Source organism: Isoptericola sp. NPDC055063 (assembly GCF_053608125.1).
The window spans coordinates 1,798-18,617 of record NZ_JBSGUW010000009.1; the positions used below are offsets into that span (position 1 = coordinate 1,798).

Genomic DNA, 16,820 nt, shown 5'->3' on the forward strand with positions numbered 1-16,820 from the left:
GCGGGTACCGATGTCCAGCGCGGTGCTTTCCGCGCCGGGGAGGTCTCCCACCAAAGGAGGGGAGTCGCTTTAAACCATCAGCTCAGGTGCCGCATCGGGCCGGATGCCGCGACAGATCCCGTGCTCGAGGGTCACCCGTCAGCGCAGGTGCCCCGGCCTGGACGACGCGGCAGGCAGGGCGGGGTTCGCGAGCTCGATGAGCTCGCGCGCCTGCTCGGGGAACCATGCGCCGGCGGCCGGGTCCTGCATGCCGCGCTCGGGGTCGAGCGGGCCGCCGGTGCCGCGGAAGCACTCGCCGTCGGACTCGCCGGGCACCTTGATCCACAGGCGCGCGTCGACGTACGGGTCCTCGACGTCGAGGTTCGGCAGCTGGCCGAGCCCGCGGCCGGGCGGGTTGCACCACACCTCGGCGTCCGTGTACTTGCCCGCGGGGGCGGCCCAGGACCCCTGCCCGTTGCGGCTGGTGTCGAGGATCGCGTGCTTCTGGGTCGCGACGTCGCGCACCAGACCCTGGTCGGCGAACGCCTGGTCGTAGGTGGCGTCCGTGAGGTTCCAGGTGGAGGTGTCGTCGAACGTCGCGGGCCAGTACTGGCTCTGGCACGACGTCGCGGGGAAGGAGGAGCGGCTGGTGAGGGCGAGGCAGTCGCTGACCCAGCTCGCGTAGTGCGCGAGGCGGGCGTCGCTCTCGTAGTTGGAGACGTTGATGAAGAAGCCGTCGGCCTGGGCGACGTTCGCCCGGGTGAGGCGGATGGCGGCGTCGCCGGGGCTGAGCCAGCTGCTGCCGGTGCCGTCGAGGTAGACCTTCGTGCGAGGCAGGGCCGACAGGACGTCGACCGCGTGGGAGAGCTGCGCGAAGCGCTGGTCGGCGGCGGTGGCCGGGTCGAGCTCGTCGGGCCGGCAGCTCTCCAGGTTCCCGTTGATGTCCTCGTGCCACGGGATGACGCCCAGCCCGTCCGGCTCGACGACGACGATGGCCTCGCGCTTCCCGATCCCGGCGGCGAGCCCTTCGATCCAGCGCGCGTACGCGTCGCCGTCCGCGGCGCCGCCGGCCGAGTACAGGGAGCAGTCGCGGTACGGGATGTTGTAGGCGACGAGCACCGGCACCGCGTCGGCCTTGTCCGCGCGGGTCACGAGGTCGGACGCCTCGCGGCGCACCTTGCGCGGGGTGCCGTCGGTGAACCAGGTGGCCGACGGGATGCGAGCGAGCCGCAGCGCGTCCTCGCGCGCCTGCCCCTCGAGGCCCGCGGCGTGCTCGACGGTCGAGCTCTGCGGGTCGACGTAGATGCCGCCGAGCTCGGCGTCCCAGCGGTCGTGACCCTTGCCGTGCCCGTTCCCGTGCCCGTTGCCATGGCTGGTGCCGTGGCCGTGCCCGCTGCCCCCTGGGCCGTGTGCCGTGGCCGTCGGCGCGGCGGTCAGCCCGGCCACGGCGACGAGCAGTGCCGCGGTGAGCGCGACGGCGCGCGAGCGCCGGATGGATGACGTCATCGTCATGGTCTCCTCACATCATCGAGAGATGAACACCGTGGGAGCGCTCCCACACCCATGCTGGCGAGAAGAGACGTCCACGCGGTGGCGTGAGCACACCACGACCGGTCCCCGTCGGTCAAGGCACGTCGCCGCGGGCGCCGGCCCGCGGCGACGTGCCGACCGCCCGTGGTCAGTACAGGATCGACGCCTTGCCGCGCGGCCACGCGAGGGTGGCGTAGATCTGCACCATGGCGGCCTGGCCGAGCAGCTCGGTGGTCTCGCCGTCCGCGGGGAACAGCCCCGTCTCCGGGTCACGCACGTCGCGCCACTGCGCGTCCGCGTAGTCAGCCATGGCGTCGCGGTAGGTGTCCCCTCCCGTGACCGACTCCAGCAGCAGGAGGTTCTTGAACCAGATGGAGTTGAAGAACATGGGCTGCCCGTCGAGGCGTCCCTCGGTGACGTAGTAGCGGTACGACGCCCGCGCGACCGCCTCCGCCCTGCGCAGGTACTCCTCCTTGCCCGTCGCCTCGTACAGGAGGGTGTAGGTGCCCACCGGCACGCCCTGGTTGTACGACCAGTGGGTGGTGTCGATGGAGCCGTCGAGCTTGATGTTGTCCCAGTAGAGGCCGTCGGGGGCGAGCAGGTAACGGTCGGTCCAGTCCGTCATCCGCTCGGCCCAGCGCAGGTAGTGCTGCTCCCCCGTGATCAGGTACAGCCGGGTGGCGAGCTGCGCGCCGGGCATCGTGGAGACGGTGTTGCGGTCCGTGCTCCACGTCGCCTGGGTCCAGAAGACGCCGCCGGGCGCGGGGTGGCTCGGGTCGGTGTCCCACCCGGACTCGACGAGCGCGAAGATCTCCTTCGCCCGGCTCAGGGCGTCCTGGTCCCCCGTGTCGAGGTACTGCTGCACCTTCGCGAGGGCGACCCACTCGTTGTCGTCGTAGAACATGTCCCCGCCGTCGCCGTACGGGGCGCGGGGATAGGAGTCGTAGCCGGGCAGACCGGTCGTGCCGCCGCCCGCGTTCCAGTACCGCTCCTGCCCGACGCCGCGGTCGACGAGGTCGTCGGCGAACCCGCGGCCCGTGGCGCCGGGGATGCCCGCGAGGTCGAGCGTCGCGATGTGCGCCTGCGAGAACGGCCACTCGAACGAGTACGTCCGGTCGTCCGCCTTGCTCGGGTGGTGCTCCAGGTACAGCGACGACCCGTCATCGGCGTACAGGTGCTCCTGCATCGCCTCGTAGCTGGCCACCGCCCGCGCCTCCTGCGTGCGCGGCGACACGCCGGGCCCGTGCCCTCCCGCGTCGTCGGCGGACGCCGGCGCGACCGCCGCCGCCCCCATCACGCACGCCAGCGTGGCGACCGTACCGACTGCTCTGGTGAACCTCATCGTCACTCCTTCGCTCGGTGGTGCTCGGTCCCGCGAGGTAGTTCGCGTTTCCGCGAGGTAGTTCAGGCCGGCCCCAGCAGGGCTGCCCACCCCACGGAGCCGCGAACTACCTCGCGGAAACGCGAACTACCTCGCGGTGGATGACGTCAGCGGCGCACGCGCAGCGTGACCACCTGGAACGGGGACAGCTCGAGGAGCACGTCGTCCCCGTCGCGCTGCGCGGCGTCCAGCTCCCGCTCCAGCAGGTCGGTCACGACCACGCCGGTGTGCTCGAACGCCGGCGTGACGCGGGCCCGGGTGCGCCCGCCGCGGCTCTCGTACAGCCGCACGACGACGTCGCCGCTGCCGTCCTCGGCGAGCTTGACGGCCTCCACGACGACGGCGTCGTCGTCCACCGCGACGAGCGGCTCGACGCCGTGGTCGCCGGCGACGACGCGCTCGGGGAGGTTGAGGGCGTAGCCCGCCTCGATGGCGTCGTCGATGCCGGCGCCGACGACGAGCTCGCAGGTCAGCTCGTGCTCGCCCTGGTCGGCGTCGGGGTCCGGGAACATCGGCGCGCGCAGCAGCGACAGGCGCACCGTGGTACCGCGGGCACCCTGGGCGTCGGTCGCGTCGTCGGTGCGGGTGCGGGTGATGTCGTGCCCGTACGTGGAGTCGTTGGCGACGGCGACGCCGAAGCCCGGCTCCCCCACGTGCACCCACCGGTGCGCGACGGTCTCGAACCGTGCGTGGTCCCACGACGTGTTGACGTGCGTGGGCCGGTGCACGTGCCCGAACTGGATCTCCGACGTCGCGCGCTCGGCGCGCACGTCGAGCGGGAACGCGAGCTTGAGGAGCTTCTGCCGCTCGTGCCAGTCGACGCGGGTGGTGATGCGCAGGCCGCGACCGTCCGCGGGGAGCGCGAGGTCCTGCTCGACGCGCGACGACCCGAACTCGCGCAGCACCCGCAGCGCGGGGCCGGCGTCGGTGGCGACGACCTCGATCTTCGCCACGTCCGCGAGGTCGGTGGTGGCGCGGCGGTAGTGCTCGTCGATGTCCCACGCCTCCCACTCGTTGGGGACGTCGCGGTGCAGCTGGAGCAGGTTCGCCCTCGCGCCCGGCAGGACCGCCTCGCGCGCGGTCGCCCGGTCGACGGCCGACACGACGTGCCCGTTCCCGTCGACGACGATGCGCACCAGGTCGTTCTCGAGCACCCAGCCGTCGGCGTCGGCCACCTGAGCGGGCACCGGAGCCACGGTCCCCGCCCCGCGCGGCGCGTCGAGGGCGGTGGCCCCGAGCCCGGCGACGCCGGCGCGCGCGAACGGCCCGGCGTTGACGGCGACCGGCCGGTCGCCCTCGCCGACGAGGGCGCGCAGGGCGTCGTCGATGATCTCCTCGAGCTCGCGGGCGACCTCGGCGTAGTTGCGCTCGGCCTCGCGGTGCACCCACGCGATGGACGACCCGGGCAGGATGTCGTGGAACTGCTGCAGCAGCACGGTGCGCCACAGCCGCTGGAGGCGCTCGGCGGGGTAGTCCGCCCCGACCCGCACCGCCGCCGTCGAGGCCCACAGCTCGGCCTCGCGCAGCAGGTGCTCGCTGCGGCGGTTGCCGCGCTTGGTGCGGGCCTGCGACGTGTAGGTGCCGCGGTGGTACTCGAGGTACATCTCCCCCGTCCACGTGGGCGGGGCGGCGTACTCGGCGCGCGCGGCGTCGAAGAACGCCTGCGAGTCGGACAGCTCGACGCGCGGCGAGCCCTCGAGGTCGTGGGTGCGGCGGGCCGCGGCCACCATCTCGCGGGTGGGGCCGCCGCCGCCGTCGCCGAAGCCGAACGGCACGAGCGACGTGTTGGCGCGGCCCTTCTCGGCGTACTGCCGCTCCGCGCGGGCCAACTCCTCGGCGCTCAGGTCCGAGTTGTAGGTGTCCACCGGCGGGAAGTGCGTGAACACCCGCGACCCGTCGATGCCCTCCCACCAGAAGGTGTGGTGCGGCATCGTGTTCGTGTCGTTCCACGAGATCTTCTGCGTGAGGAAGTTGTCGCTGCCCGCCAGCCGGGCGAGCTGCGGCAGGGCCGCCGTGTACCCGAAGGAGTCCGGCAGCCACACCTCCTTGGGCTCCACGCCCAGCTCCTCGATGAAGTACCGCTTGCCGGCCACGAGCTGGCGGGCCAGCGCCTCGCCGCCCGGCATGTTGGTGTCCGACTCGACCCACATGCCGCCGACGGGCACGAACCGGCCCTCGCGGACCCGCTCGCGGATCCGCTCGAACAGCTCCGGGAAGTGCTCCTGCACCCACGAGTACTGCTGCGCCGAGGAGCACGCGAACTTCACGTCGGGGTCCTCGTCCATGAGGGACAGCACGTTGGAGAACGTGCGCGCGCACTTGCGCACCGTCTCGCGCGTGGGCCACAGCCACGCGGAGTCGATGTGCGCGTGCCCGACGGCGTGCACGCGGTGCGCCGACGCGGCGGCCGGGGCCGCCAGGGCCGGGGCGAGCGCCGCACGGCCCGCGGCGGCGGTGCCGGACACGTCGTCCGGGTCGACGGCGTCGAGCATGTCCTCCAGCGCGCGCAGCACCTCGGCGGCGCGGGGCGTGGTGCCGGGCAGCACACGCACCAGCCCGTGCAGGGCGCGCACGTCCTGCAGCAGCTCCCACACCGTCGTGTCCACGAGGGCCACGTGCATGGTGCGCAGGGCGTAGATCGGGTCGGGCCCGGAGGTCTCCCAGGCCCCCATCCGGGTGGGCCGCGTCCAGGCCCCGCCCGGGACGTCGGGGTTGGCGGCGGCCTCGAGGAAGACGTCGACGCGGCCGGCGCCGTCCAGGGCCTGGCCGGCGACGAGCGGCACGTGCTGGTTGCGGGGCTCGACGGCCTTGATGATGCGGCCGTCCGGCGTCCACGCGGTGCCCTCGGCCTGGAAGCCCGGCCCGGCGCCGGTGAAGCCGAGGTCGACGAGTAGCTCGACGCGCGTCCCGGCGGGCGCCGCGTCACCGGTCCAGCCCGCGGGGACGTCGCCGGTCACGTGGAACCACGTGGTGTCCCACGGGCGGCCCCACGGGGCGCCGATCGCGAACGGCGCGTACGTGGCGCGGACCGCCTCGGCGAACGGCACCGGCTCCCCGCCGACGGTCCACGCCTCGACGTCGAGCGGACGGGTCTCGCGCAGGACGGCGGGCTCGAGCCAGTCCTTGACGAAGCGCTGGAGGCGCATGGTGGTGCGGGTGGTGGTGTCGTGCATGGATCAGGCTCCTGGGACGGGGTGGGGCAGTGGGGCGGGTGGTGCGACGGCAGGGCGGAGTCAGCCCTTGACCGCTCCGGCGAGCGCGAACGAGCCGCCGGAGAGCCGCGAGACGAGCACGTAGAGCGCGACCGCGGGGATGGAGTAGAGCATCGAGTAGGCCGCGAGCTGGCCGTAGGCGACCGACCCGTACTGGCCGAAGAAGGCGAAGATGCTCACGGCTGCCGGCTGCTTCTCGGGGGTCAGCAGCAGCACGAAGGGGACGAAGAAGTTCCCCCAGGCCTGGATGAACACGAAGATGAACACGACGGCGATGCCCGGGCGCATGAGCGGCAGCACGATGGTGCGCAGCGTGGTCATCGCAGACGCGCCGTCGGTCCACGCCGCCTCCTCCAGGGAGATCGGCACGGAGTCCATGAAGTTCTTCGTCATCCAGATCGCCATCGGCAGCGACGTGGCGGCCATGAAGAACGTGGTGCCCGGCAGCGAGTCGAGCAGGTTGAGCCGCACGAACAGCGAGTAGACCGGCACCATCATGGCCGTGATCGGCAGGCAGGTGCCGAACAGGACGGCGTACATGAACGGCTTGTTGAAGCGCATCTTGTAGCGCGACAGCGGGTAGGCCGCCAGCACGGACGCGACCACCGTGATGAGCCCGGTGCCCGCCGACAGCAGGGACGCGTTGGCCAGCGGCACCCACGTCTGCTCGGGGGTCATGACGGCCGTGTAGTTCGCGAGCGTGAACTCCTCGGGGAGCCGGACGGCCAGGGTGGCGCTCGCGTCGAGCGACGCGAGCACGATCCAGCCGAGCGGCAGCAGGAAGCACACGCCGACGACGACGAGCACGGCGTTCGACAGTCCGCGCGCGGCGCGGGGGCCGGGCGCGGCGACGGACGGCGAGGTGCGACGTCGGGCCGGCGGCACAGGCGCGAGTGCGACGTCCGGCGTGGGCGCGGGAACGGTCCGGGCCATCAGTCGACCTCCGGCTTCAGGCTGCGGATGTACACGACGGCGAACACGGCGCCGATGACCAGCATCACCGTGGCGATCGCCGTGCCGTAGCCGACCTGGGCGAACTTGAACGCCTCCTGGTAGGCGAGGATCGGCAGCGTCGAGCTGTCGGTGCCGGGGCCGCCGCCCGTCATCACGTAGATGAGGGTGAACACGGACAGCGTCTGCAGCGTCGTGAGCATGAGGTTGGTCGAGATGCTGCGGCGGATCGTGGGCAGCGTGACCCACACGAGCCGCTGCCAGCCGTTGGCGCCGTCGACGGTCGCCGCCTCGGTGATCTCGGGCGGCACCTCCGAGATCGCGGCGGAGTAGACCATCATCGAGAAGGCGGTGCCGCGCCACACGTTGGCGAGGATGACGGCGAGCATGGGGTAGTCGAACAGCCAGTCCGGGCCGCTGATCCCGACGCCCGCGAGCAGCGAGTTCAGCGTGCCGTCGGCGTGGAAGAAGGCGTAGGCCGCGAAGGCCGCGACGATCTCGGGCAGCACCCACGCCGTCACGACCAGCGTCGAGACGGCGGTCCGCACGGGCTTCAGCGCGGACCGCATGAGCATCGCGAGCCCGAGCCCGGCGACGTTCTGGCCGATCACGGCCGACGCGATCACGAACAGCACCGTCAGCCACAGGGCCTTCGGGAAGTCCGGGTCGCTGAGCAGCGCGACGTAGTTGTCCAGCCCCACCCACTCGGGCGCGAGCGCGTTCGGTCCGGTGAGCGCCGCGTTGGTGAACGAGCCGTAGAACGACCAGACGACCGGCCCGAGCATGAACAGGGCGAGCAGGACGACGGCGGGGAGCAGCGGCACGAGGCGGCCGGCGGTGCGGCGCACCGGAGTGCGCCGCACCGTCCGCGGCCCCGCGCCCGGCGCCGCGGCGGGCGCGGGGGCGAGGGCGGTCACGTCGTCAGCCGTTCGTCGTGTTCTCTTCGCCGACCTGGGCGATCACGGCCTTGTCGTAGACGGCAGCCGCCTCCTCGGGCGACTGCTGGCCGGTCATCACCGATTCCATGGCGACCTGGATCGCGTTGGAGATCTGGGCGTAGTCGGACGTGGCGGGGCGGAAGTTCGTCACCTCGACGAGGTCGGAGAAGAACGGCACCGTCGGGTTCGCCTCGGCGTACGAGGGCTCGGCGGCGACGTCGGTGCGCACCGCGATCTGGCTGTTGTCGATCGCGAACCGCAGGGAGTTCTCCTTGTCGAGGGCGTGCGTGAGGACGTCGAACGCCACGTCGGGGTTCTTGGATCCGGCGCCGATCGCCATCGTCCAGCCGCCCGACATGCTCACCGCGCCGGGTGCCTGGCCCTCCTGGGTCGGCATGGCGGCCGTGCCCATGACGTCCGTCCACTCGGGCCAGGGCGCCGTGCCCGCCTCGAGCCAGGTGCCGGGCATCCACGAGCCGTCGAGCGAGATGCCGAGCTTGCCCTTCGGCAGCCACTCCGCGGAGACGGTGTTGCCCACGTTCGGGTCGAGCGCCTGCTGCGGCGTCGGGGCAAGGCCCTCGGTGTAGATGGTCTTGATGAAGTCGAGCGAGTCCAGGAACTCCTGCGAACCGACGACCCACTTCGAGGAGTCGGTGTCGTAGAGCGTGCCGCCCGTTCCGTACAACAGCATCTCGAAGCCCTGCATCGTCGAGCCCTCGCCCATCGGCTTGCCCGAGTAGACGTTGAGCGGGATGACGTCCGGCTCCGCCTTCTTGATCGCGCGGGCGGCCTCGAGCAGCTCGTCCCAGCTCTTCGGCGCCCAGTCGTCGGGCAGCCCGGCCTTCGCGAGGACGTCCTTGTTGAACCACAGGCCGCGGGTGTCGGTGCCCATCGGGACGCCGTACGTCTTGCCGTCGTCGCCCAGGCCGGCCTGCTTGGCCTGGTCCACGAACTGGCCCCAGTCCTCCCAGTCGGCGAGGTAGTCGTCCATCGGCAGCAGGTACCCGGCCTCGACGTCCGACTTGATCATGAACGTGTCCTCGTACATGAGGTCGGGTGCGGTGGCCGGTGCCCGGTTCATGAGCGCGAGCTTGGTGAAGTAGTCGTTCTGGCTGGCCTCGATCGGCACGAGCTCGATCGTGACGTCGGGGTTCTCCTTCTCGTACTCGGCCTTGACGTCCTTGAACAGCTCGTCGGCCTGCGTGAAGTTGCCGAACTTCTGGTAGGCGATCTTGATCGTCGCGTCGCCGTCGCCCCCGCCGTCCCCGGAACCGCAGGCGCCGAGGGTGAGGACGAGTGCCGTGACCGCGGTGCCCGCGGCGAGGGGTCGTGCCAGTCGCATGGTGCTCCTTTGCCCACATGAGTGGCCCGACGACGCCGGGCCGGCTGACGCGATTAACTCAAGCGAATGGAGTTAACCATGTCAAGGGCGGGCGCGGCCGGCGGGGCCATCAGGGGGCGGGACGACGGACGGTGGGCTATGCGCGCGCGGCGGCCTGCGAGGGCGCGGCGCCGACGAGCCCCGAGGGCCGCGGGGTGAAGAGTCCGTCCAGCACCAGGCTGGCCGCACCCACCGCGCCCACGTGGTCGCCGACGGCGGAGCCCAGCACCTCCACGGGGTGCACCTCGCGCAACGACGACTGCAGCGTCAGCTCGCGCCGCACCACCGGCAGGTAGTGCGGGGCGAGGCGGTCCCACGCCGGGCCGCCGAACACCACGACCCCCGCGTCCACGAGGTCCGCCACCACCGTGATCCCCCGGGCCACGCGCCGCGCGGACACCTCGAGGATCCCCGTCGCGACGGCGTCGCCGTCGGCGGCGTGCCGGCACAGCGTCGTCAGCGCGGCGTCGAGCTCACGAGGCGACGACGCGGGCGTGCCGGGCGGCAGGACGCCGCGCTCGACCGCCTCCGCGACGAGCGTGGCCGGCGCCGCGGAGACGCCGATGCAGCCGCGGTTGCCGCAGCCGCACAGCGGGCCGTCGCTGTCGACCACGAGGTGCCCCACCTCGCCGGCGTTGCGCGACGTGCCCGACAGCAGCTCGCCGTCGTGCGCCACCGCGACGGCCACGCCGAAGCCCGAGTAGAAGAAGAGGGACGTGCCCTGCAGCATCCGGTTGCCGCGCCACAGCTCGGCCACCATCGCCGCCGACACGTCCTTGCCGAGCACGACGTCGAAGCCGGTCGCGGCGGCCAGGAGGTCGCGCACCGGCACCTCGTCCCAGCCGTCCAGCAGAGGCGGCCGGATCACGGTGCCGGCGTCGAGGTCGACGGGCCCGGGGGCGGCCACGCCCAGGCCGAGCACCGCCTCCCGGTCCACGCCCGCGCGCCGGAGCATCGCGTCCGTCGCCGCCGCGACCGCGGCCGCCACGGCCTCGGGACCGACCGGCGTCGGCTCCACGACCTTCTCCACGGTGCGCCCGTCGAGGTCGACGAGCACCGACGTCACGACCACCGGGTCGATGTGGGTACCCAGCGCGTACGCACCCCGCGGGTCGAGGTAGAGCATCGTGCGGGGCTTGCCGCGGCCGACCGACCGCCGCTCCCCCTCCACGACGTACCCGTGCGCGATGAGCCGCGCGACGATGTTCGACACCGCCTGCAAGGACAGCCCCGTCCCCGCGGCGAGCTCGCTGCGGCTGGTCCCGTGCGACGCCCGCCGCACCTGGTCGAGCACCACCATCTGGTTGAAGTCGCCGACCCGCGGCAGATTCGTCCCGCGACGCACCCTGTCCTCACCCCGTCCGTCCGATGGGGTGCAGCGTAGACGTCCGACGAGGGGAAACGTTCTCCACGCTCCCTGCCCGGCCGCTACAGTGCAGCCGACACCGCAGAGCCGCAGGAAGTCCCGGAGGAACCCGATGGCGCAGTTCGACCTGCCCGTGCCCGAGCTCGAGGCCTACGTCCCGACCATCGACGAGCCCGCCGACTTCGACGACTTCTGGTCGCAGACGCTCGTCGGGTCCCGGGCGCACGACGACGCCCCCACGCTCGAGCGCGCGGACACCGGTCTCACGGAGCTCGTCGTCGACGACGTGACGTTCCCCGGGTTCGACGGCCAGCCGGTCAAGGCGTGGCTGACGCGCCCTGCCCGCGCGGACGGCCCCCTGCCGGCCGTCGTCGAGTTCGTCGGGTACGGCGGCGGGCGCGGCCTGGCGCACGACCACCTCGGCCTCGCCGCGGCGGGATACGCGCACCTCGTCATGGATACTCGCGGGCAGGGCTCCGGCTGGGGCCACGGCGGCGACACCCCCGACCCGGTGGGCAGCGGCCCCGCCTCCCCCGGCTTCATGACCCGCGGCGTGCTCGACCCGCACGACCACTACTACCGGCGCGTCTTCACCGACGGTGTGCGGGCCGTGGACGCGGTGCGCCACGTCGAGGGCGTCGACCCCGCGCGCGTCGCCGTCATGGGCACCAGCCAGGGCGGCGGCATCGCGATCGCCGTGGCCGGGCTCGTGCCGGACCTCGCCGCCGCCGTCCCGAACGTGCCGTTCCTGTGCCACTACCGCCGGGCGGTGCAGATCTCCGACGCCTTCCCGTACGGCGAGATCACGCAGTACCTGTCCGTGCACCGCGAGCACGAGGACGCCGTCTGGCGCACCTTCTCCTACCTGGACGGCGTCTCGTTCGCCCGTCGGGCCCGCGCCGCCGGCCTGTTCTCGACCGCGCTGCGCGACGACGTCTGCCCGCCGTCCACCGTCTACGCCGCGTACAACCAGTGGGGCGCGCTGGGCGGCACCGCGCCCGACAAGGCGATCGACGTCTACCCCTACAACCGCCACGAGGGGGGCCAGGGCTACCGCTTCGCCCCGACCCTCTCGTGGCTGGGCAAGCACCTCTGACGGGCGCTGCCACGCTCGATCCCTCCCCGGGGGAGCGGCGGCAGGGTCAGGGCAGCAGGCGGGCGCCGTGGGCGGGGCCGGACGTGCACCACACGGAGTCGGCGGCGCCCTCGGCGGTCCATGACGCGGCGACGGCGAGCGCGTGCTGGCGCGACCGGGCGAGCGCGGCGACGGTGGGCCCGGAGCCGGACACGAAGGCGCCCAGCGCCCCGGCCTCGCGCGCGACGGCGAGGGTGCGCTCCAGCTCGGGACGCAGCGACAGCGCGGCCGGCTCGAGGTCGTTGTGCAAGGCGGCGCCGAGGGCGTGCGCGTCGCCCGCGCGCAGCGCCTGCATCAGGCCGGTGTCGGCCTCGATCGCGGGCTCGTCCGGCGTCCGCCCGGAGCCGGACGCGAGCTCGTCGAACCGGCCGTACACGGCGGGCGTCGACAGGCCCTCGGCCTGCGTGGCGAACACCCAGTGGAACTCTCCGCGCGTCATCGCCGGCGTCAGCAGGTGGCCGCGGCCGGTGCCGACGGCGGTGTGCCCCAGCAGCGCGAAGGGGACGTCGGACCCGAGGCCCGCGGCGAGCTCGGTCAGGTCGTCGCGGCCCAGACCCGTCTGCCACAGCGCGTCGCAGGCGACGAGCGTCGCGGCGGCGTCGGCCGAGCCGCCCGCCATGCCTCCGGCCACGGGTACGCCCTTGGCCAGGTGCAGCGCGACGTCGGGAGCCGTGCCGACCCGCTCCGCCACGGCGACCGCCGCCCGCCAGGCGAGGTTCGCCCCGTCCACCGGCACCTGGTCGGCCTGCGGGCCCTCGACGGTGATCGTCACGCCGGAGCCCTCGGGCACCTGCGTGGCCGTGACCTCCTCGTAGAGGGCGACGGCCTGGAAGATCGTCGCCAGCGGGTGGTACCCGTCCTCCTGCACCGCGCCGACGCGCAGCGACAGGTTCACCTTCCCGGGCGCGCGCACGCGGACCGACGGCGACGGCGCGGCGGCGAGGTGGGTCACGCGTCCACCGTGCCAGCCGCGACGGGAAGCTGCTCGGCGATGCGCGCGAAGTCGGCGACCTCGAGGCGCTCGCCCCGGAGGCCGGGGTCGACGCCGGCGGCGCGCAGCGCCTCCTCGGCCGCGGCCCCGGAGCCGAAGGTGCCGGAGAGGGCGGCGCGCAGGGTCTTGCGGCGTTGCGCGAAGGCGGCGTCGACGACGGCGAACACCTGCTCGCGCGTCGCGGTGGTCGCGGGCGGGTCGCGCCGCTCGAGCCACACGAGCGCGGAGTCCACGTTGGGCTCCGGCCAGAACACGTGCCGGCTGACGTTGAGCGACCGGCGCGCGTCGGCGTACCAGGCCGCCTTCACGGACGGCACCCCGTAGGTGCGCGACCCGGGGCCGGCGGCGAGGCGGTCGGCCACCTCCGCCTGCACCATCACGAGCACCTTCTCCAGGCTGGGGAACCGCTGCAGGAAGGTGAGCAGCACCGGCACGGCGACGTTGTACGGGAGGTTCGCGACGAGCGCCGTGGGCGGCTCCCCGGGCAGCTCCGTGACCTCGAGGGCGTCGGCGGGCACCACTTCGAAGTCGGCCTCGGGGGCGTGCTTGCGCACCGTCTCGGCGATCTGGCCCGCCAGCACCGGGTCGATCTCGACCGCGACGACGGACGCGCCGGCCTCCAGCAGCCCGAGGGTCAGCGACCCCAGGCCGGGCCCGATCTCGACCACCCGCTCCCCCGGGCGCAGGCCGGCCGCGCGGACGATCTTGCGCACCGTGCCGCCGTCGTGCACGAAGTTCTGCCCGAGCTGCTTGGTGGGGCGCACGCCGAGGCGCCCTGCCAGCTCGCGGATCTCCGCAGGGCCGAGCAGGGCGCCAGGGGTGTCGGTCATGGGGGCGAGTCTATTCGGCGGCCCGCCCCGTGCCGGTCCGTTCGGTCCGGTGTCCCCGGACCGACTCAGTACCAGCCGACGGACTGCGAGTGGCCCCACGCACCGCACGGGGTGCCGTAGCGGCCGGAGATGTAGTCGAGGCCCCACTCGATCTGGGTGGCCGGGTTGGTCGCCCAGTCGGAGCCCGCGGTCGCCATCTTCGAGCCGGGCAGCGCCTGCGGGATGCCGTAGGCGCCGGACGACGGGTTGGCCGCCGAGGCGTTCCAGCCCGACTCCTTGGTCCACAGCGACTCGAGGCACGTCCACTGCGAGCCGGACCAGCCGCGCGCGGCCGCCATCTGCTGGCCGATCGACCGGGTCGAGCCGGAGTACGTCGGCTCCTTCGGCTCCGGCTCGGGGCGCTCCTTGGTGCCCTTGACGAGCACGCCGGTCACGGGCTTGGTCGTGATCTTGTCCGACACCTTGGTCTTCTTGACGACCTTGCCGTCGACGGTCGTGACCTGGTTGACGATCGTTCGCTCGCCGTCCTTGCCCTTCGTCGCGACCTTCGCGTCGAGGTCCGAGTACCGGGAAGCCGACTTCTTGGTCACGGTCTTGTGGTCGACGGCCCTGGTGGTCGTGACCTTCTTGGTCTCGACGCGCTGCACGACGACGGCGACCTGCGGAGCGGCGGGGGCCTGCGCCGCGGCCTGCTCGACCGTCGCGCCGGCCGTGCCGGCCTTCTCGCCGGCCTTCTCGCCGGCCTTGGCCGCCTGCTTCTGCTCCTGCGCCACGGCGGTCGCGACGTGCTTCTTCACCTCGCCGTTGGCGGCGTCGGTGACGTGCACGCGGTCCTTGTCGCCGAGCTTCACGTCCGCCTCGGCCAGGACGGCCTCGACGTCGTCGGCGCCCTCGACGACGTCCGCGGAGCCGTCGTGGACCACGGCCACGGGGCCGTCGGTGTCGACGTCCACGGGCAGCGAGGCGCGCTCGCCGTCGCGGGAGGCGACGATGCGCACGTCGGGGCCGCGGGCGGTCAGGGTGTCGAGCGCCTCGGCGGCGTCCAGGGCGGTGACCCAGGCGTCGGTGCGCTTGCCGTCCACCTGGAGGTCGAGCTCCTTGCCGGTGCGGACGACGATGTCGGCGCCGTCCTCGAGGTCGGAGCCCGCGGCGGGCGTCACGAGGTCGCGGTCGTCGACCGTGACGCCCTGCGAGCCGAGCAGGTCGTCGACGGAGTCGGAGTAGGAGGTCACCGTGCGCACGTCGCCGTCCACGTCGAGCGTGACGGTCTTGCGGGCGTCCGCGTAGGCGACGGCGCCGCCCGCGACGGCGACGGCGGCCGCGGTCGCGGCGGCCACGAAGGGCCAGCGGCGGCGGGCGCGGGTCGGGCCGGTCGCGGTGGTGTCGTCGGCCGGCACGGCAGGCGTGGGCGAGGTCTGGGGGCTGCGGGTCACGAGAGTCCAGTCGTCGTGCTGTCCGGGCACGGTCGTCGGTGGCGGGCCTGGACGACCCGTCACACGCCGGGGCGGCGCTCGGCGCCTGCCTCCGGCCTCCCCGCCTGGAGGCGCGGAGTCCGACCCACCGATCCGGCGGTCCGCCCGCCGCGGCGCATACACCTGAACGGTGGCACTCGCATGCGGGACACCCGACCGTAACCGACTCGTTATGAAGAACCTAATCCTGCGGGCGCCCGTTGACGGACTCCACGCCCTCCCCACAGCCCCGACACACGCCCGTCGACCGTCCCGACGCACGACCGCCCGGACCGACGGGGTCGGTCCGGGCGGTCGTCGCGCTCAGGCGGCCGGTGCGGCGGCTCGGGTCAGAGCAGGCCGAGCTTGGCCGCGCAGCCGGGCCACTGGCCCCAGCCCGACTGGGCCTGGAGCTTCTGGGCGATCCGGGTCTGCTCCGCGGCGGTGTTCTCCGACGGGAGGCCGCTGCCGCCCATCGCCTGCCACGTCTGCAGCGAGAACTGGTACAGGCCGTAGTAGCCGTTGCCGGTGTTCGTGGCGGGGTTGCCGCCGGACTCGCACTGGGCGAGCTGGGCCCACACGCCGGCCGGCGCCGAGCCGAGGTCCTTGCTGGGCGTCGTCGAGCCGCTGGAGGACGAGGAGGACGAGGACGAGCTGCTCGACGTCGTCTTCGGCTCGGGCTCCGGCTCGGGACGAGCCTTGGTGCCCTCGACGACGACCTCCGTGACCGGCTTGGTCGTCACCTTGTCGGAGAGCTTCTTCTTCGCGACGACCTTGCCGTCGACGGTGGTCACGCGGTAGGTGAGGGTCCGCTCGCCGTCCTTGCCCGCCTGGGTGATCTTGCTGCCCAGGTCGGCGTAACGGTCGGAGTCCTTCTCCGTGCGCGACTTGTGGTCGACCGCGACCTTCTTGGCGACCTTCTTGGTCTCGACGCGCTCGATGACGATGCGCACCGCGGGGTCACCCACGGCCTTGGCCGGCTGGCTCTCGACGAAGACGTGGTCGTCCTTGTCGACGGTGAGGCCGAGGCCCTGGAGGATCGCGTCGAGGCCGACGGAGCCGTCGTCGACCACCGTGGTGGTGCCGTCGGCGACCACGGCGACCGGCTGGTCGGCGTCGAGCTGCAGGGGCAGCGACGCGCGGTCGCCGGAGCGGGACGCGACGAGGGAGACGTCGGAGCCGCGCGCGTCGAGGCCGCGGAGCGCCTCCTCGGCGTCGAGCGCGGTGACCCACACGTCGTCCTGCTGGCCGTCGACGTCGACCGTGAGCTCGTGGCCGGTCCGCACCACGACCTGGGAGCCGTCGCGCAGCGCGGCGTCGGTGCCGGGGGTGACGGAGTCGCGCTCGCCGACCTCGACGCCCTGGGCGTCGAGCAGGCCGGCGACGGAGCCGGAGAAGGTCTGGACGGTCTTCGTCTCGCCGTCGATGTCGAGCGTCACGTTCTTGTGCGCGCTGGCGTAGGCGGTGGCCGCCCCGCCGGCGACGACGAGGGCGCCTGCCGCGAGGCCCGCGATCAGCGGGAGGCGGCGGCGACGGGTCGCGGTCGCGGTGCCGGAGTCGGACGCCTCAAGCGTCGACTCGGCCGAGGGATGGGGAGTCTCGTTCGAGGAGTTCACACAGGTCCAGTCGTCGTGCGATCCGGCCACGACGGCGGGTGCCCGACTGGCTGTCGGGT

At 73.2% G+C, this 16,820-nt stretch carries 12 protein-coding genes; 1 reads left to right on the top strand and 11 read right to left on the bottom strand.

Translation table 11 applies throughout. The annotated features are described in order from the left end of the window. Positions 1-138: 138 nt before the first annotated feature. The 7 genes from ACWF41_RS12195 to ACWF41_RS12225 form a co-directional block, all read right to left on the bottom strand. Positions 139-1,485, bottom strand: coding sequence for a glycoside hydrolase family 6 protein (locus ACWF41_RS12195; RefSeq protein ID WP_380347015.1), 1,347 nt, complete (start codon positions 1,483-1,485; stop codon positions 139-141). Positions 1,486-1,657: 172 nt separating this feature from the next. Beyond that, entirely contained in the window at positions 1,658-2,851 is a 1,194-nt protein-coding gene (locus tag ACWF41_RS12200; RefSeq protein ID WP_380326197.1) for a glycoside hydrolase family 76 protein, read from the bottom strand. Positions 2,852-2,997: 146 nt separating this feature from the next. Continuing rightward, positions 2,998-6,063 (bottom strand): alpha-mannosidase, encoded by a 3,066-nt coding sequence (locus ACWF41_RS12205; protein ID WP_380326194.1) that lies wholly within the window; start codon positions 6,061-6,063, stop codon positions 2,998-3,000. Between the two features lie 60 nt (positions 6,064-6,123). Then, positions 6,124-7,035 (bottom strand): carbohydrate ABC transporter permease, encoded by a 912-nt coding sequence (locus ACWF41_RS12210; RefSeq protein ID WP_380326191.1) that lies wholly within the window; start codon positions 7,033-7,035, stop codon positions 6,124-6,126. Next, complete coding sequence (locus ACWF41_RS12215; protein ID WP_380347017.1) at positions 7,035-7,970, bottom strand: carbohydrate ABC transporter permease; 936 nt, start codon at positions 7,968-7,970, stop codon at positions 7,035-7,037. Before ACWF41_RS12215 ends, ACWF41_RS12210 begins: the two co-directional genes overlap by 1 nt. Positions 7,971-7,974: 4 nt before the next feature. Continuing rightward, positions 7,975-9,333 carry an ABC transporter substrate-binding protein gene (locus ACWF41_RS12220; protein ID WP_380325881.1) on the bottom strand — a complete coding sequence of 453 codons (1,359 nt, stop codon included), beginning with the start codon at positions 9,331-9,333 and terminating at the stop codon, positions 7,975-7,977. A 136-nt stretch (positions 9,334-9,469) separates the two neighbouring features. Beyond that, complete coding sequence (locus tag ACWF41_RS12225) at positions 9,470-10,717, bottom strand: ROK family transcriptional regulator (RefSeq protein ID WP_380325884.1); 1,248 nt, start codon at positions 10,715-10,717, stop codon at positions 9,470-9,472. A gap of 133 nt (positions 10,718-10,850) precedes the next feature. On the opposite strand from ACWF41_RS12225, the gene ACWF41_RS12230 reads away from it, so the two are divergent. Continuing rightward, positions 10,851-11,834 carry an acetylxylan esterase gene (locus tag ACWF41_RS12230; RefSeq protein ID WP_380325887.1) on the top strand — a complete coding sequence of 328 codons (984 nt, stop codon included), beginning with the start codon at positions 10,851-10,853 and terminating at the stop codon, positions 11,832-11,834. 46 nt (positions 11,835-11,880) lie between these two features. Here the strand turns inward: ACWF41_RS12230 and ACWF41_RS12235 are convergent, their stop codons facing one another. The 4 genes from ACWF41_RS12235 to ACWF41_RS12250 form a co-directional block, all read right to left on the bottom strand. Next, a complete protein-coding gene (locus tag ACWF41_RS12235) occupies positions 11,881-12,825 on the bottom strand; it encodes a 4-(cytidine 5'-diphospho)-2-C-methyl-D-erythritol kinase (protein ID WP_380325890.1) in 945 nt (314 codons plus the stop codon). After that, a complete protein-coding gene (rsmA, locus tag ACWF41_RS12240; protein WP_380325893.1) occupies positions 12,822-13,694 on the bottom strand; it encodes a 16S rRNA (adenine(1518)-N(6)/adenine(1519)-N(6))-dimethyltransferase RsmA in 873 nt (290 codons plus the stop codon). The genes ACWF41_RS12235 and rsmA overlap by 4 nt, the downstream gene beginning before the upstream one ends. A 65-nt stretch (positions 13,695-13,759) precedes the next feature. After that, positions 13,760-15,127 (bottom strand): aggregation-promoting factor C-terminal-like domain-containing protein, encoded by a 1,368-nt coding sequence (locus ACWF41_RS12245; RefSeq protein ID WP_380325896.1) that lies wholly within the window; start codon positions 15,125-15,127, stop codon positions 13,760-13,762. Positions 15,128-15,495: 368 nt separating this feature from the next. After that, on the bottom strand, positions 15,496-16,791 hold the full coding sequence (locus tag ACWF41_RS12250) for a transglycosylase family protein (protein WP_380324273.1): 1,296 nt from the start codon (positions 16,789-16,791) through the stop codon (positions 15,496-15,498). Positions 16,792-16,820 lie beyond the last annotated feature (29 nt).